Here is a 24,877-nt window from a genome sequence, read left to right on the forward strand (position 1 = left end):
TCTAGCCGGACACGAGGCGATTGTCAAACGAGCCGTTTCGTCACGGCGCACAGGTGAAGCTCGACGCCTCCGTCACCGCACCCGCCTTGTAGTGCGGCCAGGCCAGCCGGCGGCACAGCGGCAGCGCGCGCAGCGTCGCGAACGAAGGCGCCTCGGCCTTCTGCTCGCTGACTTCGAGATCGCCGGGCGCCTTGCCCTTCTCGACCCGGTCGACCAGCACGCTCAGCAGGTCGACATTGGCCGGCCCGCCGAAGCCGACATGGTCGCATGCTGCAGGCCGACCCAGTTGATCACCGGCACGCCACGAGCCATGCACACAGCTTCGCTCTGTTTCGCTTCATCGTTTCCACGCGGTTTGTTCTGTTGCGTTCGGAAGTTGGCCGTATTCAATGCAGCCTTCTCCCGTCCGTCGACCGCTGACGCCGGCTTTCGTCAGAACGAGCCCAACGCAGTGCCCAGGGCGATCACCGCCACCAGAGCCAGGAGCGAGGTCACGATGCCCACCATGACGATGTCGAAATAGCTGTCACGATGTGTCAGGCCGCAAATCGCGAGCAGGCTGACCACTGCGCCGTTGTGCGGCAGGATGTCGAGGGTACCCCCACCGATCACCGCCACGCGATGCATCAACGCAAGGTCGATGCCGCTCCGCGCGGCAAGCTCGACGTAGGTCGGGCCGAGGGCGTCGAGGGCGATGGTCATGCCGCCCGATGCCGACCCTGTCAGTGCGGCCAGGATATTGGTCGCGACGGCGAGCGAGACCAGCGGTCCCCCTTCGATCGCCAGCACCCAGTCGCGCACGATCGTGAACGCCGGCAGCGAGGCCACGACGGCGCCGAAGCCGACGAGGCTGGCGACGCTGAACGCAGGCAGGACCGATGCATTGGCCCCGGCGTCCATGGTCCGGCGCAGCGCCGGCAGGCGCGCCCAATTCAGCGCGATGGTCGTGACGATAGCGGCAGCCAGCGCCACCGCGACCGACCACACGCCTGCAACGGCTGCAAGCGTCGTGTCACCAAAGCGTTGCTCCGCGAGATAGCTGACATCGAGCCGCGGCAGCACCACCAGCGACATCACCAGATTGACGGTCACGACGACGACGAGCGGCGCCATGGCGTTCAGCACGGGCGATGGCCGCCCGCTGCGATGACCGTGCTGTAGCTCCGCCGGATCGAACTCACGGGCAGTCGTCGCACGCTCGCGCACGAGCTCGTCGGCAGCGGCCTGCTCGATCGCGCCCTCGGCATCGTCGCCATAGTCTTCTCCAGCGCGGCGCGCCGCAGCCTCAGCACGATGCAGCCACCACAATCCGGTGCCGAGCATGATGAACGAGGCGACGACGCCGAGGCCCGGCGCGGCAACCGGCGTCGTGCCGAAGAACGGCATCGGGATCGCATTCTGGATCGACGGCGTGCCAGGCAGGGCCGACATGGTGAACGTCGACGTTCCCAGCACGATCGCGGCTGGGATCAGACGACGCGGTATCGAAGCGGCACGAATCAGCGAGCGTGCCATGGGAACGATGACGAAAAACGCAACGAACAGGCTGACACCGCCATAGGTGACCAGCGCACCGGCGAGCGCGACCGCCAGGATCACGCGCCGTTCGCCGAGGCGCTCCGCCATGAAGCCGGCGACCGACGTCACCGCGCCACCGTCATCCATCAACTTGCCGAAGACGGCGCCAAGCAGAAAGATCGGGAAGAACTGCGCCAGAAATCCCGCCGCATTCACCATGAACACCTGGGTCAGGTTCGCGAGCAGCGGCTCGCCACCGAACAACGCGGCAATGAGTGCGGCGAACGGCGCGAGCAGCAGGACGCTCCAGCCGCGGAAGGCGAACAGGACCAGCAGACCGAGCCCGACGAGGAGGCCGAGGAGACCCATGCCTCAGCACTCCGACAGCAGGACATCGAGATCGGCGGTCGAACGACGGCCGATCTCCGCGCCGTGCTCGGCGAGGAAGTCGTCCGCAGCCATGCGCCCCTCGGCGCGCAGCATCGAAACAAACTCCCACTCCGCGTTGAGCTTCGAGGAGGCGCCGAACTTCGCCAGCATGTCGCTCTTGATCCGGTGTATCCGCATCTTCGCCCAGCGCGCGCCCTCGCCGCTGCCGGGGTCCGCCGCCTGTCGCAGCAGCGCGATCATGCGCAGTTCCTTCATCAGCGGCGAGTTGAAGGAGATTTCGTTGAGCCGGTTGAGGATTTCCGCAGCCGTCCGCGGTTCCTCCAGCCGCTCAGTCGGATTGATCTGGACGAGAATGGTGTCATGCGCGTCGCTTTCGCGCACCAGCGGCGTGATCGTCGGGTTGCCGGCGAAGCCGCCATCCCAATAGGGCTCGCCGTCGATCTCGATTGCGCGGAACATGGTCGGCAGGCAGGCCGATGCCAGCAGCACATCTGCCGTGATCTCCGCTTTGCGGAAGATACGGCCGCGCCCGGTGCGCACCCGCGTCGCGGTGATGAACAGCTGGATCGGCGAGCGGACGAGGCGTTCGAAATCGATGCTCTTGGCCAGCACCGCGCGCAGCGGATTGTAGCCGGTCGGATTGAGGTCGTAGGGCGACAGCACACGCGACATCAGGTCGGTGAGGATGTAGAAGGGCGACGTATCGAGGGTCCAGCGCCCCATCAAGCGGTCGAGCGGCGAGCGTTGCAGCGGGCTGAAGGCCGCGGCCTTGGAGACACGGCGCCAGTATCGATCGAGCGCCTCGCGCGCGCCCTCGGCGCCGCCGGCCGTCCAGCCGTCCGCCAGAACCGCCGCATTCATCGCGCCTGCGGAGGTTCCGGAGATTGCGGCGATCTCCAGCCATTTCTCTTCCAGAAGACGGTCGAGCACCCCCCAGGAGAAGGCGCCGTGCGAACCGCCGCCCTGAAGCGCGAGATCGATCAGTACGGCGTCCCGTTCCATGGCGGACACTCACGCAACTGAAGCTCAAATTCGACGCGATTTTTGGCCGGGCCGAATTCGGCGACAGTGTGGGAGCAGTTGCTACAAGTTGCAACCGGAACGTGGGGTGGTCTAGAGCTATTTCCGTTCTGATGCGATCGGAACGGAAATGGCTCTAGATTCTGGTTGACGCGTTTTCTTTGTATCCACTTCGCTCGAAAGCGCTTAGTGCTCGAACACCAGCCGCGCGCCGACGGTGCCTTCGAGGGCGCGGATCTGCTGGAGCAGTTCGCCGGAGTCCTGGCCGCCGAGATCGGCGTCGAGCACGACATAGCCGAGGTCGCCGGCGGTCTCCAGATATTGCGCGGCGATGTTGATGTCGCGCTGGAGGAAGACCTCGTTCAGCCGCCGCAGCATGCCCGGCACGTTGCGATGGACATGGCTGAAGCGCGCGCCGGAGGGGCGAAGATGCAATTGCACTTCCGGGAAGTTCACCGCGCCCATGGTCGAGCCGGTGATGAAATAGTCGACCAGCTTGCGCGCGACCTCGCCGCCGATGCGCTCCTGCGCCTCTTCGGTCGAGCCGCCGATATGGGGGGTGAGGATGACGTTCTCGAGGCCCTGAATGGGACTCTTGAAGCGATCGGAATTCGAGGACGGCTCGACCGGAAACACGTCGACGGCCGCGCCGGCAAGGTGACCATCGCGCAGGGCGCCGGCAAGCGCGTCGAGATCGACCACGGTGCCGCGGCTGTTGTTGATCAGGAACGAGCCCGGCTTCATCGCCCGCAGCTGCTTCTCGCCGATCATGCCCGCGGTCTCCGGCGTCTCTGGCACGTGTAGGCTGACGACATCGCTCAGCGCCAGCAGCTCTTCGAGCTTCTCGACCGGCTCGGTGTTGCCGTGGCGAAGCTTGTCGGTACGGTCGAAATAGATCACGCGCATGCCCATGGCTTCGGCCAGGGTCGAGAGCTGCGAGCCGATATTGCCGTAGCCGACAATGCCGAGCGTGCGGCCTCGCACCTCGCGGCTGCCGGTCGCCGATTTGTCCCACCCCCCGGCATGGGCCGACACCGAGCGCGGAAAGATCCGCCGCAGCAGCATCACGATCTCGCCGATCACGAGCTCGGCGACGCTGCGCGTGTTGGAGAACGGCGCGTTGAAGACGGGAATGCCACGCTTGCGCGCCGCCGAAAGATCGACCTGGTTGGTGCCGACGCTGAAGCAGCCGACCGCGAGAAGCTGGTCGGCGGCCCCGAGCACCTCATCGGTGATCTGAGTCCGCGAGCGGATGCCGAGCAGCGATACGCCCTTGAGCGCGCGCCGCAGGTCCTCGCCGTCCAGCGCCTTGGTCAGCCGCTCGACATTGGCGAAACCCGCGCTCCTGAACAGGTCCACGGCACTGTCATTGACGCCCTCGAGCAGCAGCGCCTTGGCGCTTCGCTCAGGGCTTTGACCTGGGGCTGACATGAAATCTCCGTAAGTCACAGCTTTGCCGCAGCTCATAGACCGTGGAGGATGTGCAGCACAATAGGGGCCGGATACGGGGAGAAGATGGCAGGAGCCCGTGCGCTTGGCATCCCACCAGCTCCGCCGTTCCCGCGCTCACAGCAGCCGTGCCGTCATCCCTGCGCAGCGGCGAAGCCGCTGTCGCTGGAGGTGCGAGTGGCGCGATGCTTGGCATCGCGCCGGGAGCCTCGAAGAATGAACAGCCCCGATGCAGCCGGGCCGTCGCCCTTCGGAGGGCCGCTGAAGGAGCGGCCACCTCAGGGTGACGGTGATAGATCAATGCGAGCGGCAAGGATCACCGCTCGCTCGCCGTCAAATCACGTAGAATCCGTGCGTGCCGTCGCGGCGGAGCTGCTCGACGAGGCCATATTCCCAATCGAGATAGGCCTGCATCGCAGCTTCGGCCACATCGGTGCCTTCATAGGGGCGGCGGTAGCGGTGTGCCGGATCCGGCCTCGGCAGGACGTGCGGCTGCCCGATCTCGAGCGCACCGTCATAGCCGCCTTCGAGCACATAGACTCCCCAGCCCATCTGCGCCAGCCAGGACGCCGTCATGTCGGCGCGGACGTATCTGTCGTCGGTCAGGAGAATGCGCGCACCGCGCACGGGAGCGGCGATGTCAGTCTCCTGGACGAGCTGGCCGCCCGGATAATGGCGGAAACCGGGGAGATGGCCGGCCGCATATTCCTCTGCGTCGCGCACGTCGAAGCGATAAAGCGTACGATGGGCCTGGGCGGCAAGCGCAGACATCTCGTTCACACCGACACGGCGAACACCTGCGCGGTAGGCGACATCGCGGGCATTGGCCGGACCGCCCTCGAACGGCCCGATCGCTCCGCGCCTGTCAGCGCCGTGGTCGAGATTGTGCCGCGCCAGCGTCCAGCCGATCGTGCCGTTGCGCAGCGCACGCACCTTGTTGGGCACGCCGGCATTGATCAGCGACTGGGTGCCGATGATCGAGCGGGTGCGGCCGGCGCAGTTGACGATGATCGTCGTCTCGGGATCGGGTGCGGCTTGCCCTGCCCGCAGCACCAACTCCGCGCCGGGCACGCTGACCGAGCCCGGAATATTCATGGTCGCATATTCATCGAAACGGCGGACGTCGAGGATGGCGATGTTGGCCTTGTCGGCGATGAGCTTTGCCACTTCATCGGCACTCAGCGAGGGTGTATGGCGGCGCGACTCGACCAACTCGCCGAAGGCCTTGGAATAGGAATTGACGTCCTCGAAAACCTCGAAGCCCGCATCGCGCCAGGCGGTCAGCCCGCCGTCGAGCGCGCCGATATCGGTGTAGCCGAGCGCGGCGAAACGCTCCGCGCCGGGTGCGACCAGCCCCTTCCCATCGTCATAGAGCACGATCGGCACGTCCTTGCGCGGCAGCCTGACCTCGGCCTCGACGGCGATCCGGTCCAGCGCCATGTTGGCGGCGAACAGCGGATGGCCGGTCGCGAAGGCCGCCTCGTATCTGAGATCGAGCAACGCGATCTCCTCGCGCAACAGCAGCGCGCGGCGGATGTCGGCAGGGGTGACGGTCGGAAGCTTCATGGCATGGACCTTGAGGACAGAGCCAGGAGCTTTTGAACCATTGCGGCGGTGTTGGCCAGCGATATCGGAGAACAGGACAATGGCGCAGATATCGGGCTAGTCGCACTCGAATGTCGCGACGACCTGCGAGAAGTCGCGTTGATCAAGAGCATCCCGACCGATCCAGAAATGAAGCACACCGCCAATGTTGGAGTGCCAATTGAAGAAAGCAAGATCACCCTGAATCTGAAGCAACAGCACGTCCTCCAGGTGCACCTCGGTCGCATCTTGCGGGCCGCTGCCGTATCCCAGCATCTGATGAAGCGCAGTTCTGAAGTGGCGGTGCTTGCCGTCGCCTACGGTTGGCGTCTTCCAGTGATTCTGCCGCGCCAGATTTGCGACGTAGCTGGACGGGGCGTGGTCGGAGATATCGACGTCCTGAGTCGCCATGCAACGGATCGTATGGTTGATGGCGTTGCCGAGGTCGTGCGCGATTGTACCCGCATATGTGGGCACCTGCCCGTCCAGCTTCTCGTAGGCATGCACGATCTTGAACCACCAGGATCTGAAGCTCGTCTTTGTATCCGGATCGACGTCGTCCATTGGGGTAAGCGCCCGACAGCGCTCGAGCCACCCGATTGCACCAGCGCGTAGCCGCTTCAATTCAACAGTTGCTTCGTCGGTGAGCGGCTTGCCATAATATCCACGCGTCAGATCGCGTTGGACGTGCGACAATACCGACCGAACCACATAGGTGATCAGGAGCCAGTTGAAGGGCCAATCCTCGTCCTTTTCGTATTCGGACGCAGCTCGGAATTGAAGCAGATCATTCTCGTGCGGCTCCCCCGGACCCAGCGCCCTACACAACTCTTTGACCATAAGCCCCCCTCCGACGGCGTCCTCCCGGAAGTAGAAATCCCGGAACGGTCGGAAGGAGACCGGATATTTGAATTCGACCCTAGAATGAAAATCGAGGTTGGGGTCGAGCCATCTGACCTGGGAATCACCGTCGGTGCCTGCCAGCGGCATCAGGTCTGGCGGTGGTGCGCGGTCGGGATACGCGCCACCATCCGTCGGGCTATAAAGTACGCGACAAGGTGGATGCCCTTCGCCAACAAACACAGAACTACAGAAAAAATAAAGGGTGCCCCGCGTCGGAAGCGGCGACCAGCCGGCCCCAGGCACTTCAGCCAGGTCAATTTGAGCCACGAATGTAAGCGCAACCTTTTCCGGTTTTTCATTGGCCGTGACCTCTGCCGTCGGCCAATCAAATTTCGGGGGCAGCTTGGGAAGCCCGCCGAAAAAGCTCCGCGCCGGGTGCGCGAGCGGCACGGGCAGATCGCTGCGTCTGACCAGCACCGCAGGCAGCGCCGTCTCTTCGATTTCATCTTGCTCGGATCGCGCCATCGATCACCCCAACTTTCGCATGGACTTCGCCAATCGAACCATTTGTGGAGAGTTCAGACAAGTCGCTCCGGTCCGCTGTGTGCGGCAGGCGTCGTTGCATTGGCTGCGGATGAGCTATCGGCGGCGCGTGGCGCGGCGGCTAGCGCGTCACTATCATTCGCCGGGAACGAGCCGCCCGAGCGGTGGCTGCGCCGAACGGCGCAGCTTGCGGCGCGACAGATAGAGCAGGATTCCCGTGGCCGAGAACAACGGCATCAGGGCCGCGGCAATCATGAACGCGAGCTTGCCCGGCCATCCCAGGATTGCGCCACGATGGATGTCGTAGATGGCCGCGATGACCTTCTCGCCGAATGTCTTCTCGGCATGCCGTTCAGCGGAAAGCAGCTGCCCGGTAAAGGCATCGACGCGGAATTCGTCGCGTGTCGCCTCGAGTGTCCTATCCTTCTCCCACGACCGGATCCGTATCACCGTGCCGTGGCCGGCCGGCAGCGTCAGCAGAGCCCTGGAGAAGCGGCCGCCCTCCTCGCGCTCGAACGTCGTCCATGCCCGATCGAATCCGATCGGCTGCGTGGTCTCCGCCGCAAGCAGGCGCTTTGACGGCATCTTGGGCTGCATCTTCGCAGCAGCGAGTTGCGGACGCGACAGCAGCCAGGCCACTCCATCCCTGTACCAATCGAAGGAGAACCACAGCCCGGTGAGCGTCATCACAAGATAAACCGGGAGCACCCAGGTGCCGATCACCGCATGCAGCGACCGGTGCAGTCCGCGGCCGCTGAGCGCAAGATTAGGTTTCAGCCACATCTTCACGCTGCCGGCGCGACGCGGCCAGCGCAGCACGAGGCCCGAAACCAGCATGACGATCAGGCCGAGCGCGACGGTGCCGGTGATCGGACGACCCCAGCCCTTGCCGTCGCCGGGAATCAGCAGCCAGCGGTGCAGCCTGCGCACGGTCGCGAAGAACGCCTCGCCACGCGGCGAACCCAGCGCGCGCGCGTCGTAGGGGTCGACATAGAGCGAGGCCGGCCGCGCGCCGCCTTCGTCGCGCGCGAAGCGGACATGGACCGCTGCCGCAGGATCGCTCGACAGCGTGACGGCCGAGACCTTGCCGAGATCCTGTGCCGCTTTCAGGCGCGCAACCAACGCGTCCGGCATCAGCGCCGGGATTTGACGCGGTGGGACCTGCATGATCCCGGCGTTGAGTTGATCGACGATCTCGTCCTCAAAACTCATGATCGCGCCGGTCAGCGCGATCAGGGCGAGCACCAGCGCGAGGACTAGGCCCGCGATGGAATGGACCTGGAGCAGAGCCGCCTTGGCCGTACGCCCGATCCGCACCGTCATCGCTAGAACTTCACCGTTGCCGACAGCGAGAACCGCCGCGCATCGCCGATGGCAACGTTCAAGGCATTCCCGGTGCTGGATGTATAGTAGAGCTTGTCGAACAGGTTCTTGACGTTGAACTGATACGTCACGGGCAGATTATCGATCTTGGTGTCGTACGTCGCAAAAATGTCCGCCACGGTATAGGCCGACAAGAAGAAGGTGTTCGCGGAGTCGCCGGGCCGGTCACCGACATAGTGCGCGCCGCCGCCGAGTCGCAGGCGTCCGGGGAGCGCATCGCCGAAATCGTAGACGAGATAGAGCGAAGCCGTGTTCATCGCGGAGTTCAGCAACTTGGCATTGCCGTTGATGGGATCGTTCTCCAGGCGGGCATCGGTGTAGCCGTAGCTACCGATCAAGCTCCATTGATCGCTCAGCCTGCCGGTCACGTCCAATTCGACGCCGCGCGATCGCGCCTTCGCGGACGTTCGTACCAAGACCGTGCCGCTGCTAAAAGGGTCGGAGACCAGCACGTTCTTCTTCTCGATGTCGTAGACCGCCAGAGTGCCGGACAGCCGCTTGTTGACGTCGAATTTGACGCCGGTCTCCCATTGGGTGCCCTCTTCGGGCAGAATGGTGGAGTCGACGACGAAGCCGATGGGAGCACCGGTGAAGAGCGCGATGGTCGAGGTCGGCTTCAGCGACTGAGTATAGCTCACGTAGTAGGAGAGCTGATCGTTCAGCTTGAAGATGATGCCGCCGAGCGGCAGCACCTTGTCGCCCGCCAGATTTGTGTTCGTGATGAAGTTCGGCCGGCCCTTTCCGGCGAGCTGCTCATATTCCATCCAACGCACGCCGCCGACCACGGACAGCCAGTTGGTCACGTGGAATGTGTCCTGGGCGAAGAAGCTGCGGGTGCCGAGCTTGTCGGTCTGCTCGCTGTCGGTTGCAGAAACGGTCGTGCCCGGTGTGACCAGCCCGTAGACCGGGTTGTAAAAATTGAAAGTCGGGGTCGCCTGGCGGATCAGGTCGTGACGATCGATCGTGCGATACAGCGCCTCGCCACCGAACAGGATCTCGTTGCGGAAGCCGCCGACCCAGACGTCACCCTGGAGATAGGAGGTGCCGTAGCTGGCGTTGCTCAGCGAGTTATGGGTGCCATCGTTGCTGCGGGTCTCGACGCCGGTTTTGGCGTTGACGCTGGTGATGCGCAGCTGATTGGCACTGTAAGTCTCGGTGTTGTAGCTGTAGGCTGCCGTAACCTTCCAATTGTCGTCGAGCTTCTGCTCGACCGAGCCCTGGATCAGGTCGGAGGTGCCCCACATGTTGTTGAAGGGCTCGTCGAGCCGGCGCGTCTTCGGGATCGCCAGCGGAGCGCCGTTGACGAAGGCCGTGCCGCGGTCGAAAGGATAGATGAACTCGCGGTGCTCATAGGTGAGCTGGACCGTCGTGGTGTCGCCGTACCAGGCCAGCGACGGGTTCACCAGCATCTCGCGATGCCGGCCGAAATTCCGCCAGAAATCCTCGCTGACGCCGTAGCCGATAAAGCGATAGGCAAGACCGCCGTCGCCGATCGGACCGGTGATGTCGAGCGTGCCGTCAGCGCCGTTCCGGTTGTTGGCGTAGGTCGAGCCCAGCAGCGTGACCGAACCGTGCTGATAGAGCTCGGGGAGCTTGCTGATGGTGTTGACGATGCCGCCAGGGTCCATGATGCCGTAGAGCAGCGAGGCGGGCCCTTTCAGCACCTCGACGCTCTCGACCGCGGCATTGAGGCTGCGGCCCTGCACCAGCGGCATGCCGTTGCGCATGATCGAGCCGTCGCGGTTGTCGCCGAAGCCACGCCGGATCACGGCGTCCTGGGTGCCGGCGAGCGTGTTGGTCTGGGTGATGCCGGAGATGTTGATGAGCGCATCGTCGATGTTGCGCGGGAGCTGATCCTTCAACACCTGCTCCGGCACGATGTTGACGGACTGCGATGTATCGAGCGGCGAGGCGCCGCTGCGCAGCGTGGTCGCGCTCGGCATTGCGCGGTAGCCGAGCTTTGCGGCCTGCTGTGCGGCGGCTTCCGCAGCGGCGCGCTCCGAGAGCGTCGGCACCGCAGGAGCAGACGTGGCAGTGCGACTGCGCTGGCGTGCGGCGGCTTGCGTGCGGCGTGAAGACTGGTCCGACGCCCGCGCTGGCTTCGGCCGCTGCGCCGGCGCTTCCACCGTCACCGGCGGCAATGCCGATTGCGCCTGCGCGATCGTCATGGTTGAGGGGCATTCGGCGAGCAGCACAGCCGCTCCGATGAGAAGATCGGCACGGCCCTTGCCGGCGCGATGACGACCGCCGCTGGCGCGTTGGCCATCCAGATAAGCACGCACGTTCGATTCACTTCCAGGTCAGACGCAGCATTGAAGCTGGCGCGTCTAACAGGCACGGATCACAAGCGAAACCGCAAGCGGACTTGAATCGCTCTAGTATTGAATGGTTCTAAGGACGGATCGGCGCTGAACGGCAATCTCAAATGGCCGTCCTGCCAAGCGCGGCACGCAGCACGCGAATTCGCGGCGGCGCGTCGCGATCTTGCGCGGGCTCACGCGATGGCAGGCGCCGTCAATGCGTCGAGCTTCCGCTTGAGCGCGGTGCCGTCGGGCAGCGCGCGGAGCGGGGAGCGCACGCGCAGCCAGCCTGGATCGCCCGTCTGCGCCGCGAGGATGGCCTTCAGCGTCGCGACCAGAGACGGCGTCTTCACCACGGCATCTGTCGCTGCCTGCATGCGCGCCTCGACATCCTTGCCGTCAATCATGTCCTTGACCAGCTCCGGCACGAGGTTGGCCATGCCGCAAATGGTGCCGGCGCCGCCCGCGGCCATCGCGCGGGCGATGTCGGGCTCGTTGCCGACGGTGATGGCGAGCTCGGGCACGGCCGCGCGGAACGCCAGGAACTGCTTGAAATCACCGCTGGAGTCCTTCAGGCCGGCGACCTGCTTGCCATAGCGCTTGCGCAAGTTCGCGGCGACCGTCGTCGGGATCGCAACGCCAGACACCTGCGGGATGTGATAGAGCGAGGCGCGCAGCCGATCGTCGGCGACACCATCGATGATGGCGGCAAAGGCATCCTCGATGCCTTCGGGCGTGACGCTGCGGTCGAAATAGGGCGGCAGCAGCAGCACGTGGCGCAGGCCGAGGCCGAGCACGGCGCGCGTCAGCGCGATGCTGTCGGTGATGGCGGGAAAGCCGCCGCCGATTCCGATGCGTTCCGGCGCGATGCCGGCCTTGAGCATGGCTTCGATCGTCGCGACGCGTTCGCTGGCATTGAACGAGGTGCCTTCGCCGGTGGTGCCGAACAGGACGACGCCGTCGACGCCCTTGCCGAAGAGTTGCCTGACGTGGCCGGCGAGCCGGGCGTGATCCACGCTGCCATCGGCCGCCAGCGGTGTCGCCGACGCCACCCAGAACCCGCGAATTGCCTCCGTCATCACACCGCCCTTTGCTGCCGCCCCGAACTAAGCCGCTGATCTCCAACGATCTTCCGCGCTTACCGGGATCCTGTTTTTGCTTTACTTTCCGCCTTGTACCTTACATACAAGATGGATGCAAATCTCAGCGCCATGAGCGCAGTGGAGATATTGGAAATATTGAGGAGGTCTCGCATGGACATGGTGACCCCCGCCGGGCGACCCGACCAGCTGCTCGGCGCATTGCGCGCCAGACTCGGTGCGGCCGCGGTGCTGACGGGCAGCGAGGTGCCAGCCCGCAATTGCAACGACTGGAGCGCGAGCCTTCCGCAGACGCCGCTTGCGGTGATCCGGCCGCTCGATGCACAGGGCGTGGCCGATGCGATTGCGACCTGCCGGCAGGCGCGGCTTCCCTTCGTGCCGCAGGGCGGACTGACCGGGCTGTGCCGCGGCGCCTCGCCCGAAGCAGGCTGGATCGCGATCTCGCTGGAGCGCATGACCGGCATCGAGGAGATCGATCGCGCCTCCGCGACGATGACGGTGAAAGCAGGCACGCCGCTGGAGACGATCCAGAAGGCCGCCGACGAAGCCGGCTTCTTCTTTCCGCTGGACCTCGGCTCGCGCGGCTCCTGCGCGATCGGCGGCAATCTTTCCACCAACGCCGGCGGCAACCGCGTGATCCGCTACGGCATGACGCGCGAGCTGGTGCTCGGCCTGGAGGTGGTGCTGCCGGACGGCACCATCATCACCAGCCTCAACAAGCTGATGAAGAACAATGCCGGGTACGATCTGAAGCATCTGTTCATCGGCTCGGAAGGCACGCTTGGCATCATCACCCGCGTGGTGCTGAAGCTGTTCCCGAAACCGCGCTCGACCATGGCTGCACTCTGTGCGCTGAAGGATTATGCCGCTGTGGTCGCGCTGCTCGACGCCGCGCGCTCAGGGCTCGGTCCGCTGTTGTCGGCGTTCGAGGTGATGTGGCCGGACTATTGGGACGTGATCACGAATCGCGCCGGCGTGAAGCCGCCGGTCGCGCCAGGTCACGGCCTTTACGTGCTGGTCGAGGCGCAGGGCACCGACGAGAGCGTAGACGCGCCGCGCTTCCAGAGCTGGCTCGAAGAGCTGATGGAGCGCGGGCTGCTCGCCGACGCCGCTGTCGCGCAGTCGCTGGCGCAGACGCAAGCCTTCTGGCGCGTGCGCGACGTCTGCGCCGAGTTCGGCCAGGTGCTGGGTCCGCACATCTCCTACGACATCGGCCTTGCGGTGGCGCGGATGGACGAATTCGTCACGCGCTGCAAGGCCGCGCTCGCTTCCGGCATCAAGGGCTGCGAGAGCGTCTATTACGGCCATATCGGCGACGGCAATCTGCATCTCGTCTCCTGGGTCGCCGGCCTCTCCGTCGCGCAGCAGCCGAAGGAAGCGATGGACGCGATCATCTACGGTCTGGTCCGCGAGCTCGGCGGCAGCGTCTCGGCCGAGCACGGCATCGGCACGTTGAAGAAGCACTGGCTGGGTCATGCCAGGAGCGATGCCGAGATCGCGCTAATGCGGACGCTGAAGGCTGCGCTCGATCCCGATCACCTGCTCAATCCCGGCAAGGTGATCTGAGAGCGCCATGCGATCGCTCAAGCTCGATACGCCGAAATCGCTGTCGCAGCGGGTGATGCTGCGGCTGCGCCAGGCCATCATCGACGGCGAGTTCGCGCTTGGAGCGGCCATCTCCGAGGAGATGGTGGCCAGCTCCTTCGGCGTCAGCCGCACGCCGGTGCGCGAGGCCATGGGCCAGTTGCAGGCGCAAGGTCTCGTCGTGATCCGGCCGCAGGTCGGCAGTTTCGTGTTCACGCCGAGCGCCGAAGACATCAATGCGCTCTGCACCTTCCGCATCGCGCTGGAGCCCAAGGCGGCCGAGCTCGCCTTCCGGCACGATCGTGACAGTACGATTGCGGCCATGAGCGCGGCGATCGCGGCGATGGAGCCGGCGGTCGCGGCGAAGGACAACATCGCCTATGGCCGCGCCGACGCCGCCTTCCACGAGGCGCTGTTCACCCATTGCGGCAACCACTACCTCGCCGAGTCCTATCAGCTCGTCTCCGGCCGCGTCGCCGCGCTCCGCACCAACCTGACGTCGCCGATCGACGTGCGCACCCGCACGTCCTTCGACGAGCATCGCAAGCTGCTCGATCTGTTCGCACGCGGCGAACTCGCCGCCTTCGAAGACCTGATGACGACCCACATCACCAATTCGGGAATCGTCTACGCAAGGGCGCTGAAGGTGGGTTGAGCGGATCTAACGCTCTCCCTTCGCTCCCGGCCTGTCCAGAAAGTCCAGCGCGGTGTTGATCTGCTCGAGCTGGTGCTCGATCTTGTCACGATCCTCCACCGACGGCGCCTTTTCGAGCTGTTCCACGAGCTTCTGCTTCCGCAGCAGCAAGTTCTCTATGACCGTGCTCACAGCTCCCCCATCGCCAGAGGCGACGTCACCGGACGCCAGAATGATGCAAACGCGCGCAAGCTGGGCCCGCGTCGAACCCTCAACCAGAATGTTCGCGGGCGCAGTTGGTTCCTATGGCCAGATCTGCGCCGTCACCAGGACGGAACCCGCCTTTCCTCCCCCGAAACCGATCCGAGGACGGCACGGGATGGAGCGGTCAGCCTGTGGACCGAGTCACGGCCACGCACGGCATCACAATCGGCGGTGGCGGCGCACCGATCGGTTGAATTCGCCCGCCCCGAGCCCTATGCGTAGGCGCCATGGACACCCAGATGATCGCCGCCGCAAAGCCGCTGATGGCCCGGGCGCAACCGCGCAAGCCGGCGCCGTTCCTGCCGATGAGCCGCGCCGAGATGAATGCGCTCAGCTGGGACGCCTGCGACATCGTGCTGGTGACGGGCGATGCCTATGTCGACCATCCGAGCTTCGGCATGGCGATCATCGGCCGGCTGCTGGAGGCGCAGGGTTTCCGGGTCGGCATCATCGCGCAGCCGGACTGGCATTCGGCCGAGCCGTTTAGGGCACTCGGCAAGCCGAAGGTCTTTTTCGGCGTCACCGGCGGCAACATGGACTCCATGGTGAACCGCTACACCGCCGACCGTCGCCTGCGCCATGACGATGCCTACACGGCCGGCGGCGAAGGCGGCAAGCGGCCGGATCGCTGCACCATCGTCTACGCGCAGCGCTGCCGCGAGGCGTTCAAGGACACCCCGATCGTGCTCGGCGGCATCGAGGCCTCGCTGCGCCGGATCGCGCATTACGACTACTGGTCCGACAAGGTGCGCCGCTCGGTGCTCGCCGACGCCAAGGCGGACTTGCTGCTCTACGGCAATGCCGAGCGCGCCGTGGTCGAGGTCGCCAACCGCCTCGCCGCCGGCGAGGCGCCCCGCGAGCTCGACGACATCAGGGGCGTCGCGCTGTTCCGCAAGGTCCCTGCCGATTACACGGAGCTGCACGCCGACGATCTCGATTCCGCCGACGAGGGCGCATCGCGTCAACGCGGGCCGACCGTGATCCGCCTGCCCGCGCTGGAGCAGGTCGAGCAGGATCGCGAGGCCTATGCGCGCGCCTCGCGCGTGCTGCACCGGGAGAGCAATCCCGGCAATGCGCGGCCGCTGGTGCAGCGCCATGGCGACCGCGATCTCTGGCTCAACCCGCCGCCGATCCCGCTCACCACCGAGGAGATGGATGCGGTCTACGATCTGCCTTACGCGCGCGCGCCGCATCCATCCTACGGGGATGCGAAGATCCCCGCCTGGGAGATGATCCGATTCTCGGTCACGATCATGCGCGGCTGTTTCGGCGGCTGCACCTTCTGCTCGATCACCGAGCACGAGGGCCGCATCATCCAGAACCGCTCGGAGGGCTCGATCCTGCGCGAGATCGAGAAGATCCGCGACAAGACGCCGGGCTTCACCGGCGTCATCTCCGACATCGGTGGCCCCACCGCCAACATGTACCGGATGGCGTGCAAGGATCCGAAGGTCGAGGCCGCGTGCCGGCGGCCGTCCTGCGTCTTCCCGGAGATCTGCCCGAACCTCAACACCTCGCATGACGATTTGATCCGGCTCTATCGCAAGGTGCGCGAGACCAAGGGCATCAAGAAGGTGATGGTCGCCTCCGGCGTGCGCTACGATCTCGCGGTCGAGAGCCCCGAATACATCAAGGAGCTGGTCACCCACCACGTCGGCGGTTACCTGAAGATCGCGCCCGAACATACCGAGCGCGGCCCGCTCGACAAGATGATGAAGCCGGGCATCGGCGCCTATGACCGCTTCAAGCGGATGTTCGACGCCGCGGCCGAGCAGGCCGGCAAGAAATATTACCTGATCCCCTACTTCATCGCGGCGCATCCGGGCACGACCGACGAGGACATGATGAACCTCGCGCTGTGGCTGAAGAAGAACCGCTATCGCGCCGACCAGGTGCAGACCTTCCTGCCCTCGCCGATGGCGACGGCGACGGCGATGTATCACACCGGCGTCAATCCGCTGCGCGGCGTGCGCCACGGCGGCAGCGACAAGGTCGAGGCGATCAAGGGCCTGCGCCAGCGCCGCCTGCACAAGGCCTTCCTGCGCTATCACGACCCCGACAACTGGCCGGTGCTGCGCGAGGCGCTGAAGGAGATGGGCCGCGCCGATTTGATCGGCTCGCAGCCGCACCAGCTCGTCCCCGCACACCAGCCGCCCGGCACCGGCAAGGCCGCCGGCACGAAGCGCCCTTTGCGTCCCGGCGGAAAGATGCAGCGGTTCACGACCAAGGGCCTGCGGATGATGAAGTAGCGGACGGGAAGGCGGATCAGGTCCGGTTCTGCGTGGCGCCTTCGCACCTCCAAAATAAAAATGGCGAAAACAACCCCATGCACAGTAGGCGGGGCAACAACATCAATGACTTAGAGCGTAACGAGACGGGCTGAACCGTCATCGCGCCCTGGCTTGCGTATCAAGCACGATCTTTTCCCGATTTACGAAACTGTTGCTCCGTCGGGCAAAACAGGCGCATGATGGCATCATCGCAGAACGTGGGCCAAGGCGAGCCCCTTCCGCTGTTCCGTATCGACATCCTCGCGCTTCACGCCGCGGCCCGCGCAGGCTGTTTGCTCGCCCGTTCGACTCGCTGACGGCCTCCTTGATCGCCTGGGAGACCAGCAAGGTCTGCGAAATGACCGCCGCAGGACTCGCCTTGCCCGCACCGCGCTCAAATCTTTCTTGGTTCATTGTGCTCATAGATGCCGGTTTCGGAGGCAACGCGGAAGCCAATCGTCTCAAGCGGGATAGGCGGCTTATGCCCCAAAGCGGACATTCATTATGCGCTGGGGTTGCGACGGCCTGCCAAGACAATGGTTGCAGCAAGAATGTCCAAGACCGCGGCGACAATCAGCGCGGGGGCGTAGCTGCCGAAGGCGTCGTGCAATATGCCGTAAAGACTCGGACCCAAGGCCGCAACCAGCTGTATAGCGCACGACGCGACGCCAAAAACAGAACCGAAGGCTTTAGCTCCAAACTCCCGCCTGACAATGATGGGCGACAACGTAGTGACATTGCCCACGGTCAAGCCGAAGATGATATTGGCGCCGATCAAGACCGGCAGAATAGGGAAAGCCGCCATTGCGGCGAACGATGCAGCTGCAACGACGAGGGCAACCGCCGCAGTCACCCTCGCATCAATATCATCAGCAAATCGCGCAAGCACGGCACGTCCTGCAAAAGCAGCAAGAGCCGTGGACGAAACGACCAAGGAGACGCTGAAGCGTTCGAAGGATTGAGCGAGTAAAGCGATCTGATGCGTTAGAAAGCCAATCTGCACCATCATCCCGATTCCGAACGCTGCCATTACGCTAAGAAGCGCTGGTGCTCGAAGTGCGGAGGGCAGTGTCCAATTCCGTCTATCGATGGTCGGCGCATGCGCTCTCACCGGCAATCCATCCGGCAAGAGCCCTAAATCTTGGGGGCGACTGCGCAGCACGAAGATAGCCAGTGCAAGTATGACAACCGACACGCAACAGCCCGCTGCTAGGGTCGTTGCTGCAAAGCCGATCCGCGATATGCCGAACAGAAGGACTGGCGCACCGAGGATGCCTCCGGCACTGGCTCCGAGCGACGCGATGGATACTGCCCGCCCTTGGTACCGATCAAACCACGGTGCGAGCGTTGTTGCGACCGCAGTGATCGAAAGGCCGGCCCATCCGATGCCCATCAAGAGAAAGGCGAAATAGGCTTCCCGAGGTGTCGTTACTCGACCAATCAAGGTCACTCCGCAAGCTAACGCGACGCCGCTGACTGCGATGATTGGGCGCGGACCGACGTTTCTGATACCAGAGCCGACCGGTATCAGTAGCAACGCGCTCGCGACATGGAACATCGTAACGGCGCCCGAGACCACACCGGTTGTCCAACCGTTTGCCGTCACAACCTGATGAAGATAGACACCCGCTCCAAACAAGCCGAGTGCATTCCCCATTAGTGAGCACAGCATGCAAGCGGCGACCATCCGCCAGCCAAAGAAGACTTGCATTGAGGCGTTCCAAGACGAAGATGCTGCCCCCGGAAGCTCCTACATAGTAAGCATGCGATGTTTCCACCTCTGCCGAAGTGTGACCGAAGTCCGATGGATGGATGGGGATACTAGCGCCCGCTCCTGGCCCAACCCGGACTCTCGCCGCCCTCGGCGTCACGGCGGCTCTGGGGCAAACCGGAGCTAAGCCCGATGCCGTTGAGGTCGGCCTCACTGAGCGCCAGATCAGAGAGCCTCGTCACCCTCACGCCATCGGCTCGGGCACCGCGCTGCCGTAGCACCGTCTCGCGCTCTTGGGCATAGGCCCCGCGTAACAGGACCAAAAATTTGTACCGATCGGGTTGCGAAAGCGTCCGCCAAGCCCGCCATGCCTGTTCCAGCTTGGTCATCGACCCTCATCCTTCTGAATTCGCGAGATTACCCGCGCAAGTAAAGTCGGAAGAGGCCGCGGTCAGATACGCGAAATGGCGGCGGTCGCGCGTCCCCGCGCTTCAAGGTCAGCTTCGGAGGACCCGCCAAAGCGCCGACACAAAACTCCAGAGTGGCCGGGGTGACGCATCGTCTTGGCGATCCGGCGGGTCCGTCGGTGCGTCGCCATCCAATTCGGTCAGCTGCTCCACCATACTTTGCAGTCGCAATGGTAGCGGAGTGAGATCGTCCGTGAGGGTGCCGCGAAGTCGCTCACCAATTTCGTTGCAGATCGCCCGGCGATGCTCCGGATGATCTAAACTTGGCGGATGGACCACGGGCGCGGTCGAAGGGGTATCTGCCATGGCTGCCACCATTGGCCCTGACGTGCACCGCCTCCTTGCCGTGCACGGATGATCCTGCCGCCACCGTGGTAACGTGCGACATGCCACCTTGATCCCGACCCTGTACCGATACTGTTGCTCTGAGCGTTCGAAGTTTTCCGTTCGCCAAAAACCAGGTTTCCCATGTTACCTTGCCTTCCCGCGTGGCTTGGAGGCAACAAATGTCTACTTACCTGCGATTACAAACCGCCAATTTAAAGCCGGAAATGGTCAGCCGCATCACGGCAGCTTACGAGCATGCGCTCCAAACGCTTTGCGTTAAGGATCGCGACGACCCGCTCACGGAGATGGTCGCAGGCAAGGTCATCAGGATCGCCCGCACGGAGATCCTCGCCCCGGCAGAGATTGCGGCTTTGGCGATCAAGGAACTCGAAATGAGTTAGGCATCGTGTGACTAACGAGATTTGGAACCCGAAACATTCCGACATCGCGAGGTTAGCTATTGGGCTTCCGGGCTTCGCAATATGCGAGGCACGCCATGATCTTTTTACTGTCGGGCGAAGCAATTCTCATGGTCGCCATCATGGGCTCACTGTCCTAATCGGGATTTCGCTTTTCGCCTCGATCGGAATGTTCTGAGAGAGCCGCGCCCGGGAGAACGCCTCCAAGTCCTGCCGAAATTTTTCGCCGGTTCCCGCGACCGTGGGACCTGCCTTCCACGGAACTAATTTTCAGCCTACAAAATTGTCTTGTCGTCAGCGATGGAGGATTGTCGCCATGAGAATCGAATATCTCTCTGCGACTGTGATAGCTTTTCTTGCCGCTGGTACCGCGCTGGCCGTCAATTTTCTCGGCTCGCCGCCTACCCAAATGCAGTCCACGCCGACGATGCAAGTGGCAGACCGACTAGCTGCGTCGGTCGATCCATTCTTGCATCGATCGGGTGGGTAACAGGCGGCGTTGCAGCCAGCGGTGCTTGCATCCTGCGGTAAGTCATTTCGCGCTGTAGTTGGATTTTTATCCGCGCAGCAGCGCTCCTAGGTTGTTTGACGAAGTTCTGCTGAAACAGAACGCTGCTACAATATATTTCATTGGCTGGCCCTGTTCTTTCTCGTGCCGACATCCAAGTCAGCCAATTGCGCCGTGCCGACGCTCAAACACAAGCTGTGAATGGGCTCACATTGAGCAGCGATCAACGAGTCAAGGTCATCCGAAAATTCGGTAGTGGAAATTCTACGATCATTTTCAAACGACGGGGGCAACCATGCCCGCCATATTCGACCTGCTCTATCGCGAATACTGCCGCGCCCGCCTGGCTGAAATGCGGAAGCAGCTTCTGATCGTGGGACAAGATCCTGAAGGCATACAAGCCGATTGTGATCATGCTGATCAGGGAAGCGTCGGCAGAGCAGACACGCAGTACGAAATCAGCCACGGCGTGCCGAATTGAAGCGGCCGCGAGACATGGGATTCTCCTCGACTTCGCAATAGCCAACCAAGCGGCGATGGTTCGGGACACCCAGTTGCGTACGGACTAAGATAGTAACCGCGCAGTCATCTCGGTTGTGAGGGCTCAACTCATGACGAAACACTTTTCGAAACGCATTGTGATCGATGTGCTTGTAGTCGCCATATCTTTGATGACAATCACGATTGCAGCGACATCGTTGGGCGCGCCCATCGTTGCAGGGATTGCTGCTTCTATTCCAGGCCCATTCCTTTTCGCGACGGAAAGGACACTTGCAGGCGCCGGGCCGAGCAAACCGACGCTCGCCCGCGCGCCAACGGATTGTCGGGTTCGATCTGCTCCTCTGCAATGGAAGGTGGACTGGCTTTTCGGGCCGCCTGCGGCTCCCTTACGATGAATTCTCCGCCCAGGGCCGCCGACCCGCTGCCCTTGAGGCTTAACGGAAAGGGCAAGCGGACGATTGCTCGCGTTTGCCGCGCCGTGATCGCCCTCGGCCATGTCGAAGATCTCTGTGAAGTAGCTTACATGCCCTCGCTCGTGGCGCGCGCTAATGTGAGGAAGGTTCTTACGGAGGCCCCAATGCTTGCAGCAATCAAATGGAACTCCCGACATAGTGCTCGCGAATGGGTAATGATGGCTGCGGCGCTTGTCGTCCGCGCGCAGGCAAACCGGCAGAACGGCGAAAGGAAGCAAAAGCAGCCACTCTGGAAGCAGTTCGACGACACCCATCATTGGAACTCAACGGCGGAGGAATGGGTCCCTAACCCAGACCGATCAACTTCCTAAATACTTGCGAACGCCGTGGTACCGGGCAGGGCGATGGAAGTTCTGTCAGCAAGACTGGCGGGATATCCATTCGGCGAGTTCAACGATTGGGACCGACTGCTTGCCAGTCTGATTGAACGAGTGGCTTACCCCATCCACGCGTGGACGAATCCTTTGGCTTGGCCTCCCAGCAATGCCTTTGAGCCTCGCCCGTCGCCGTTCTAAAGTGGCGTTACGGTGTCTAGCCAACATGATCCACGAACGCTTGATGTCGGATAATGACCCCGTGGCCGCTCAATCAGACGCCGCGATGTCTGCCTCTGGGAGATGAGCTGACCGTCTCCGGTAAGTTCTCGAGGGCGGCCTTTGACCCAAAGCAGCCGACCTCAGTGAACTGAGGCGGTCACCACGAATGATTGCTGCGGAAACGTTAGCTTGTCTCCGGCCAGCATCGGGGTGGCGAGGTGGGAGGCGGCGTCATCTGCAATCGACGTGATCAGATTTTCCCGTTCAGGCGCATCTTTGCCCTTCAAGAGCCCAGCCATTGGCGTCGCCGTGAGCTGAAAGCGAACATAATCCAGCATCGAGGGAAACGTGATTTGTTTTGTTACTGTGGCTACGTTGACAAGATCGAAGCCGGCCTGCTTCGCCCAACTGCCTATCTCCTGCGCATCGCAACTAAGGTGCTCCGAACGTTTAGTTTGCGAAGCCTCTTCGCCTAGATATTTATCTAGTGCCCGCACAAACGCGTACGCTGCCGGCGTCTTCTCGATTGCGCTGTAGACGCTGAATCCCGCGCGACCTCGCGGCTTCAGTACCCGTACCATTTCCCGCAGGGCCAGCGACCGATCCGGGAAGAATTGTAGCCCCAGCTGACATAGCACGACGTCAAAACTTCGTGCATCGAAAGGTAGATCAAGTGCGCTGCCCTCAATCCATTCGACAGAACCAGACTTTGCGCGTGCCACGGCCAGCATCGCCTTATTGAGGTCAATTCCAACGATGCGTCCGGCATGCCCACGCTGCTGCGCCAGTCGGGCCACGACGCCTGTTCCGCAGGCAACGTCTAGCATGCTATCTCCCCGGCCTGGCGCGACGCGGTCGAGCAAGTCATTCGCCCATAGGGAAGTGATAGCCGGTACGAGATAACGTTCGTAAAGCTCCGGAGCGCTGGCGTCCATTTGCCAATGTTCATGGACCGACATTGGTCACCCAATTCTATGGGATAAGCGAAAAATCACTGCCGCGGTATCAATCCGGATGCTGACCGACTTGGTGAGAAAGAGCAAGTAGGCGGAAGACCGCTTATGGCCCTAGCAGACGGACCAAGGGCTTGCGCCAAAGTCGGCTATCAAGGGCGAAGCGGACTGGATTTGGTGCCGGCGAACTTTTCGCCTTTTGACCCGTTCGGGACGTTCAAGGGCCGGCAATACTGGCTCGGCGAGCGCACAAACCTCAATGGCTGGGGCTCGTTATCGAGGGCGCAGGTGCGGCGCTGTTTATAACCGCTCCGAAGCCATGGCCGCGAGCCGGGACATCGGCACCTTCGAATGGACCGTTTGCGGAGCAACGATGGAGACGTGGAATACGGCTTGAACCGGCAGTCTCAGCCGACGGCCTTCGATATCGCCCGTTGTGGTCCAACAATGACTGCGAAAACCCTTACAAGAGGGGACAAGCTCACGCACCATTTAGTGCGTCGCGTAGGGTCTCGATCAAGTTCACCGGAGAAGCGCTCAGGAAATAGCCGACCGCGTCATGCGTAGGCAATCAGCCCGGCGAAGCCTTCGTCCATGTGGTCTTGGTGATGGCAATGGAAGAAGGTCGGTCCGGGGTCGTCGGCGACGAAATCGACCTCGGCGGTGGAGTATCTCGGCATGCTGATCGTGTCCTTGATCACCCCGGACGTCCGCTTGTCCCCGACCTTCGTGATCTCGAACGAGTGGCGATGCAGGTGCACGGGATGCTCGTCGCCGCTGTTGTTGTTCAGCACCAGGCGGTATCGCCTTCCCTTGACGACCGTGAAGAGCGGATTCGTGTCCGGCCAGGATTTTCCGTTGATGGTCCATCGATTGTAACCACCCCTTCCGCCCGGAATTTTCTCGAACTCGAGGCCGATCGTCTCGTCGGGCGATGCCGCCGGCACATCGGGACGCCCGAATGCGGCGTAGTCCCATTTCGATTTCGCCGGCGCCGACCAGGTCGGCTCGCCGCTGCGGCCAGCGTATTCGACGACCACGCCCATTCCCATGTTGCGGTCCTCGTCCTCCGTCGAGCCGAACACCCAGACGCCGGGATTGTTCATCTCCACGATCACGTCGGCGCGCTCGGCGACGTCGAGTTTCAGGACATCGACGGTCGCCGACGTCGGGACCGGATTGCCGTCGAGCGCCAGCACCTCGAAGCGATGTCCCGGCAGCGCCAGCGAGATCCCCATATTGCCGCTCGCGTTGAGCACCCGGAAGAGCACGCGGTCGCCCTCGCGTACGCGGATCGGCTCGCCGTGGCCGAGCATGCGATCGCCGAGGGTCGCCGCGTGATACATGACCTCCAGCCCGTTGTCCGGCGGCGGCCCCTTCTTGATGTCCTGCATACTGACCCAATGACCGTCCCAGTGATGGGCGGCAAGCAACACCTCCCGGTCTTAGCCGCCGGGATCGCCGGCGGCTGGCTCGACGATCAGGAATCCGAACTCGCCCGTATAGGTGCTCTTGTTCAGATCGGTCATGGCCATCGCGTGGCTGTGGTACCAGCGGGTCCCTGAGGGTTTCGCGACATACTCGTAGGTCAAGGATCTGCCGGGCTCGATGATCGGCGAGCCTTCTTCCGTCGCTCCATCCTGCTCCGACGGAATCATCAGGCCGTGGGAGTGGATCAAGTTGGGGTAGCCGGAATCGTTGGTGACCTCGATCCGGACGGGCTGGCCTTCCCTCACCCGCAGCGCGGGACCGGGAACAGTGCCGTTGTAGGCCGTGGTCTTGATGATCTTTCCGGGCGCGATCTCCAGCGAGATCGGTGCGATCCTGATCTTGTGGTCGACTGTCTTGTTCAGCGTCTGAGCACGAACGAGCGGGAGGGCCTTGGCAGTCATGAGCGACAATGCACCGGCCTGCGCGCCGCGAAGCAGCGTTCTCCGGCTGACGAGCGGCTGTCTCCGAAGGCCGTCTCCACGTCGATCGATATTCGTCATCGCTCCACCTCTCCGTCGGACGCCATGGACTAGCACCGGTCGATCGCTCCGCGACAGACGGGCGGGGGGCTCACGCCAACAAAAGAAATTGAGTTCGGACCCCGTTTTT

19 protein-coding genes and 1 pseudogene are annotated in these 24,877 nt (G+C 63.2%); 5 read left to right on the forward strand and 15 right to left on the reverse strand.

The features are described from left to right. Window positions 1-40 precede the first annotated feature (40 nt). The 9 genes and pseudogenes from EHH60_RS22305 to EHH60_RS22345 form a co-directional block, all read right to left on the reverse strand. Window positions 41-265: pseudogene (locus tag EHH60_RS22305) on the reverse strand (tannase/feruloyl esterase family alpha/beta hydrolase); the annotation flags it as partial. 167 nt (window positions 266-432) lie between these two features. Then, window positions 433-1,887 carry a GntP family permease gene (locus EHH60_RS22310; protein ID WP_124161593.1) on the reverse strand — a complete coding sequence of 485 codons (1,455 nt, stop codon included), beginning with the start codon at window positions 1,885-1,887 and terminating at the stop codon, window positions 433-435. A 3-nt stretch (window positions 1,888-1,890) separates the two neighbouring features. Further along, on the reverse strand, window positions 1,891-2,910 hold the full coding sequence (locus tag EHH60_RS22315; RefSeq protein WP_199751763.1) for a patatin-like phospholipase family protein: 1,020 nt from the start codon (window positions 2,908-2,910) through the stop codon (window positions 1,891-1,893). Window positions 2,911-3,114: 204 nt separating this feature from the next. Further along, the gene (gene serA, locus EHH60_RS22320; RefSeq protein WP_124161595.1) at window positions 3,115-4,359 is read right to left on the reverse strand and encodes a phosphoglycerate dehydrogenase; all 1,245 of its coding nucleotides are present in this window, start codon (window positions 4,357-4,359) and stop codon (window positions 3,115-3,117) included. 351 nt (window positions 4,360-4,710) lie between these two features. Beyond that, window positions 4,711-5,943 (reverse strand): rhodanese-like domain-containing protein, encoded by a 1,233-nt coding sequence (locus EHH60_RS22325; protein WP_124161596.1) that lies wholly within the window; start codon window positions 5,941-5,943, stop codon window positions 4,711-4,713. Between the two features lie 96 nt (window positions 5,944-6,039). Next, window positions 6,040-7,329: a DUF1963 domain-containing protein gene (locus tag EHH60_RS22330; protein WP_124161597.1), complete on the reverse strand. Its 1,290-nt coding sequence runs from the start codon at window positions 7,327-7,329 to the stop codon at window positions 6,040-6,042. A gap of 153 nt (window positions 7,330-7,482) precedes the next feature. Next, on the reverse strand, window positions 7,483-8,670 hold the full coding sequence (locus EHH60_RS22335; RefSeq protein ID WP_124161598.1) for a PepSY-associated TM helix domain-containing protein: 1,188 nt from the start codon (window positions 8,668-8,670) through the stop codon (window positions 7,483-7,485). A gap of 2 nt (window positions 8,671-8,672) precedes the next feature. Beyond that, window positions 8,673-11,012 carry a TonB-dependent siderophore receptor gene (locus EHH60_RS22340; protein WP_124161599.1) on the reverse strand — a complete coding sequence of 780 codons (2,340 nt, stop codon included), beginning with the start codon at window positions 11,010-11,012 and terminating at the stop codon, window positions 8,673-8,675. Between the two features lie 212 nt (window positions 11,013-11,224). Beyond that, on the reverse strand, window positions 11,225-12,109 hold the full coding sequence (locus EHH60_RS22345; protein ID WP_199751765.1) for a dihydrodipicolinate synthase family protein: 885 nt from the start codon (window positions 12,107-12,109) through the stop codon (window positions 11,225-11,227). Window positions 12,110-12,283: 174 nt separating this feature from the next. Between EHH60_RS22345 and EHH60_RS22350 the strand changes: the two genes are divergently transcribed. Both EHH60_RS22350 and EHH60_RS22355 read left to right on the forward strand, forming a co-directional pair. Beyond that, window positions 12,284-13,696 (forward strand): FAD-binding oxidoreductase, encoded by a 1,413-nt coding sequence (locus EHH60_RS22350; protein WP_124161601.1) that lies wholly within the window; start codon window positions 12,284-12,286, stop codon window positions 13,694-13,696. Window positions 13,697-13,703: 7 nt separating this feature from the next. Then, window positions 13,704-14,369: a GntR family transcriptional regulator gene (locus tag EHH60_RS22355; RefSeq protein ID WP_124161602.1), complete on the forward strand. Its 666-nt coding sequence runs from the start codon at window positions 13,704-13,706 to the stop codon at window positions 14,367-14,369. 6 nt (window positions 14,370-14,375) lie between these two features. Here the strand turns inward: EHH60_RS22355 and EHH60_RS37645 are convergent, their stop codons facing one another. After that, window positions 14,376-14,540 carry a hypothetical protein gene (locus EHH60_RS37645; protein WP_199751768.1) on the reverse strand — a complete coding sequence of 55 codons (165 nt, stop codon included), beginning with the start codon at window positions 14,538-14,540 and terminating at the stop codon, window positions 14,376-14,378. 299 nt (window positions 14,541-14,839) lie between these two features. On the opposite strand from EHH60_RS37645, the gene EHH60_RS22360 reads away from it, so the two are divergent. Further along, window positions 14,840-16,861: a YgiQ family radical SAM protein gene (locus EHH60_RS22360; RefSeq protein ID WP_124161603.1), complete on the forward strand. Its 2,022-nt coding sequence runs from the start codon at window positions 14,840-14,842 to the stop codon at window positions 16,859-16,861. A gap of 523 nt (window positions 16,862-17,384) precedes the next feature. Here EHH60_RS22360 and EHH60_RS22365 read toward each other — a convergent pair. Beyond that, window positions 17,385-18,593 (reverse strand): MFS transporter, encoded by a 1,209-nt coding sequence (locus tag EHH60_RS22365; protein ID WP_124161604.1) that lies wholly within the window; start codon window positions 18,591-18,593, stop codon window positions 17,385-17,387. 973 nt (window positions 18,594-19,566) lie between these two features. Between EHH60_RS22365 and EHH60_RS22380 the strand changes: the two genes are divergently transcribed. Both EHH60_RS22380 and EHH60_RS22385 read left to right on the forward strand, forming a co-directional pair. Next, window positions 19,567-19,788: a hypothetical protein gene (locus EHH60_RS22380; RefSeq protein ID WP_124161605.1), complete on the forward strand. Its 222-nt coding sequence runs from the start codon at window positions 19,567-19,569 to the stop codon at window positions 19,786-19,788. An 821-nt stretch (window positions 19,789-20,609) separates the two neighbouring features. Continuing rightward, window positions 20,610-20,795 (forward strand): hypothetical protein, encoded by a 186-nt coding sequence (locus EHH60_RS22385; RefSeq protein ID WP_124161606.1) that lies wholly within the window; start codon window positions 20,610-20,612, stop codon window positions 20,793-20,795. Between the two features lie 123 nt (window positions 20,796-20,918). On the opposite strand, the gene EHH60_RS22390 is transcribed toward EHH60_RS22385, so the two are convergent. The 4 genes from EHH60_RS22390 to EHH60_RS38105 form a co-directional block, all read right to left on the reverse strand. Beyond that, window positions 20,919-21,545 carry a hypothetical protein gene (locus EHH60_RS22390; RefSeq protein ID WP_124161607.1) on the reverse strand — a complete coding sequence of 209 codons (627 nt, stop codon included), beginning with the start codon at window positions 21,543-21,545 and terminating at the stop codon, window positions 20,919-20,921. A 419-nt stretch (window positions 21,546-21,964) separates the two neighbouring features. After that, a complete protein-coding gene (locus EHH60_RS22395) occupies window positions 21,965-22,783 on the reverse strand; it encodes a methyltransferase domain-containing protein (RefSeq protein WP_124161608.1) in 819 nt (272 codons plus the stop codon). Window positions 22,784-23,334: 551 nt separating this feature from the next. Then, complete coding sequence (locus EHH60_RS38100) at window positions 23,335-24,213, reverse strand: multicopper oxidase domain-containing protein (protein ID WP_245454560.1); 879 nt, start codon at window positions 24,211-24,213, stop codon at window positions 23,335-23,337. A 9-nt stretch (window positions 24,214-24,222) separates the two neighbouring features. Continuing rightward, on the reverse strand, window positions 24,223-24,669 hold the full coding sequence (locus EHH60_RS38105; protein ID WP_245454561.1) for a multicopper oxidase domain-containing protein: 447 nt from the start codon (window positions 24,667-24,669) through the stop codon (window positions 24,223-24,225). Window positions 24,670-24,877: the final 208 nt, after the last annotated feature.

Origin of the sequence: Bradyrhizobium sp. RP6 (genome assembly GCF_003837805.1) — a bacterium.
Classification (GTDB): Bacteria; Pseudomonadota; Alphaproteobacteria; order Rhizobiales; family Xanthobacteraceae; genus Bradyrhizobium.

What these genes read in the sequence shown, in the direction of transcription:
- EHH60_RS22310 (WP_124161593.1), bottom strand. Translation starts at nt 1,887, where the DNA reads ATGGGTCTCCTCGGCCTCCTCGTCGGGCTCGGTCTGCTGGTCCTGTTC.
- EHH60_RS22315 (WP_199751763.1), bottom strand. Translation starts at nt 2,910, where the DNA reads ATGGAACGGGACGCCGTACTGATCGATCTCGCGCTTCAGGGCGGCGGT.
- serA (WP_124161595.1), bottom strand. Translation starts at nt 4,359, where the DNA reads ATGTCAGCCCCAGGTCAAAGCCCTGAGCGAAGCGCCAAGGCGCTGCTG.
- EHH60_RS22325 (WP_124161596.1), bottom strand. Translation starts at nt 5,943, where the DNA reads ATGAAGCTTCCGACCGTCACCCCTGCCGACATCCGCCGCGCGCTGCTG.
- EHH60_RS22330 (WP_124161597.1), bottom strand. Translation starts at nt 7,329, where the DNA reads ATGGCGCGATCCGAGCAAGATGAAATCGAAGAGACGGCGCTGCCTGCG.
- EHH60_RS22335 (WP_124161598.1), bottom strand. Translation starts at nt 8,670, where the DNA reads ATGACGGTGCGGATCGGGCGTACGGCCAAGGCGGCTCTGCTCCAGGTC.
- EHH60_RS22345 (WP_199751765.1), bottom strand. Translation starts at nt 12,109, where the DNA reads ATGACGGAGGCAATTCGCGGGTTCTGGGTGGCGTCGGCGACACCGCTG.
- EHH60_RS22350 (WP_124161601.1), top strand. Translation starts at nt 12,284, where the DNA reads ATGGACATGGTGACCCCCGCCGGGCGACCCGACCAGCTGCTCGGCGCA.
- EHH60_RS22355 (WP_124161602.1), top strand. Translation starts at nt 13,704, where the DNA reads ATGCGATCGCTCAAGCTCGATACGCCGAAATCGCTGTCGCAGCGGGTG.
- EHH60_RS22360 (WP_124161603.1), top strand. Translation starts at nt 14,840, where the DNA reads ATGGACACCCAGATGATCGCCGCCGCAAAGCCGCTGATGGCCCGGGCG.
- EHH60_RS22365 (WP_124161604.1), bottom strand. Translation starts at nt 18,593, where the DNA reads ATGCAAGTCTTCTTTGGCTGGCGGATGGTCGCCGCTTGCATGCTGTGC.
- EHH60_RS22380 (WP_124161605.1), top strand. Translation starts at nt 19,567, where the DNA reads ATGTCTACTTACCTGCGATTACAAACCGCCAATTTAAAGCCGGAAATG.
- EHH60_RS22385 (WP_124161606.1), top strand. Translation starts at nt 20,610, where the DNA reads ATGCCCGCCATATTCGACCTGCTCTATCGCGAATACTGCCGCGCCCGC.
- EHH60_RS22390 (WP_124161607.1), bottom strand. Translation starts at nt 21,545, where the DNA reads ATGATGGGTGTCGTCGAACTGCTTCCAGAGTGGCTGCTTTTGCTTCCT.
- EHH60_RS22395 (WP_124161608.1), bottom strand. Translation starts at nt 22,783, where the DNA reads ATGTCGGTCCATGAACATTGGCAAATGGACGCCAGCGCTCCGGAGCTT.
- EHH60_RS38105 (WP_245454561.1), bottom strand. Translation starts at nt 24,669, where the DNA reads ATGACTGCCAAGGCCCTCCCGCTCGTTCGTGCTCAGACGCTGAACAAG.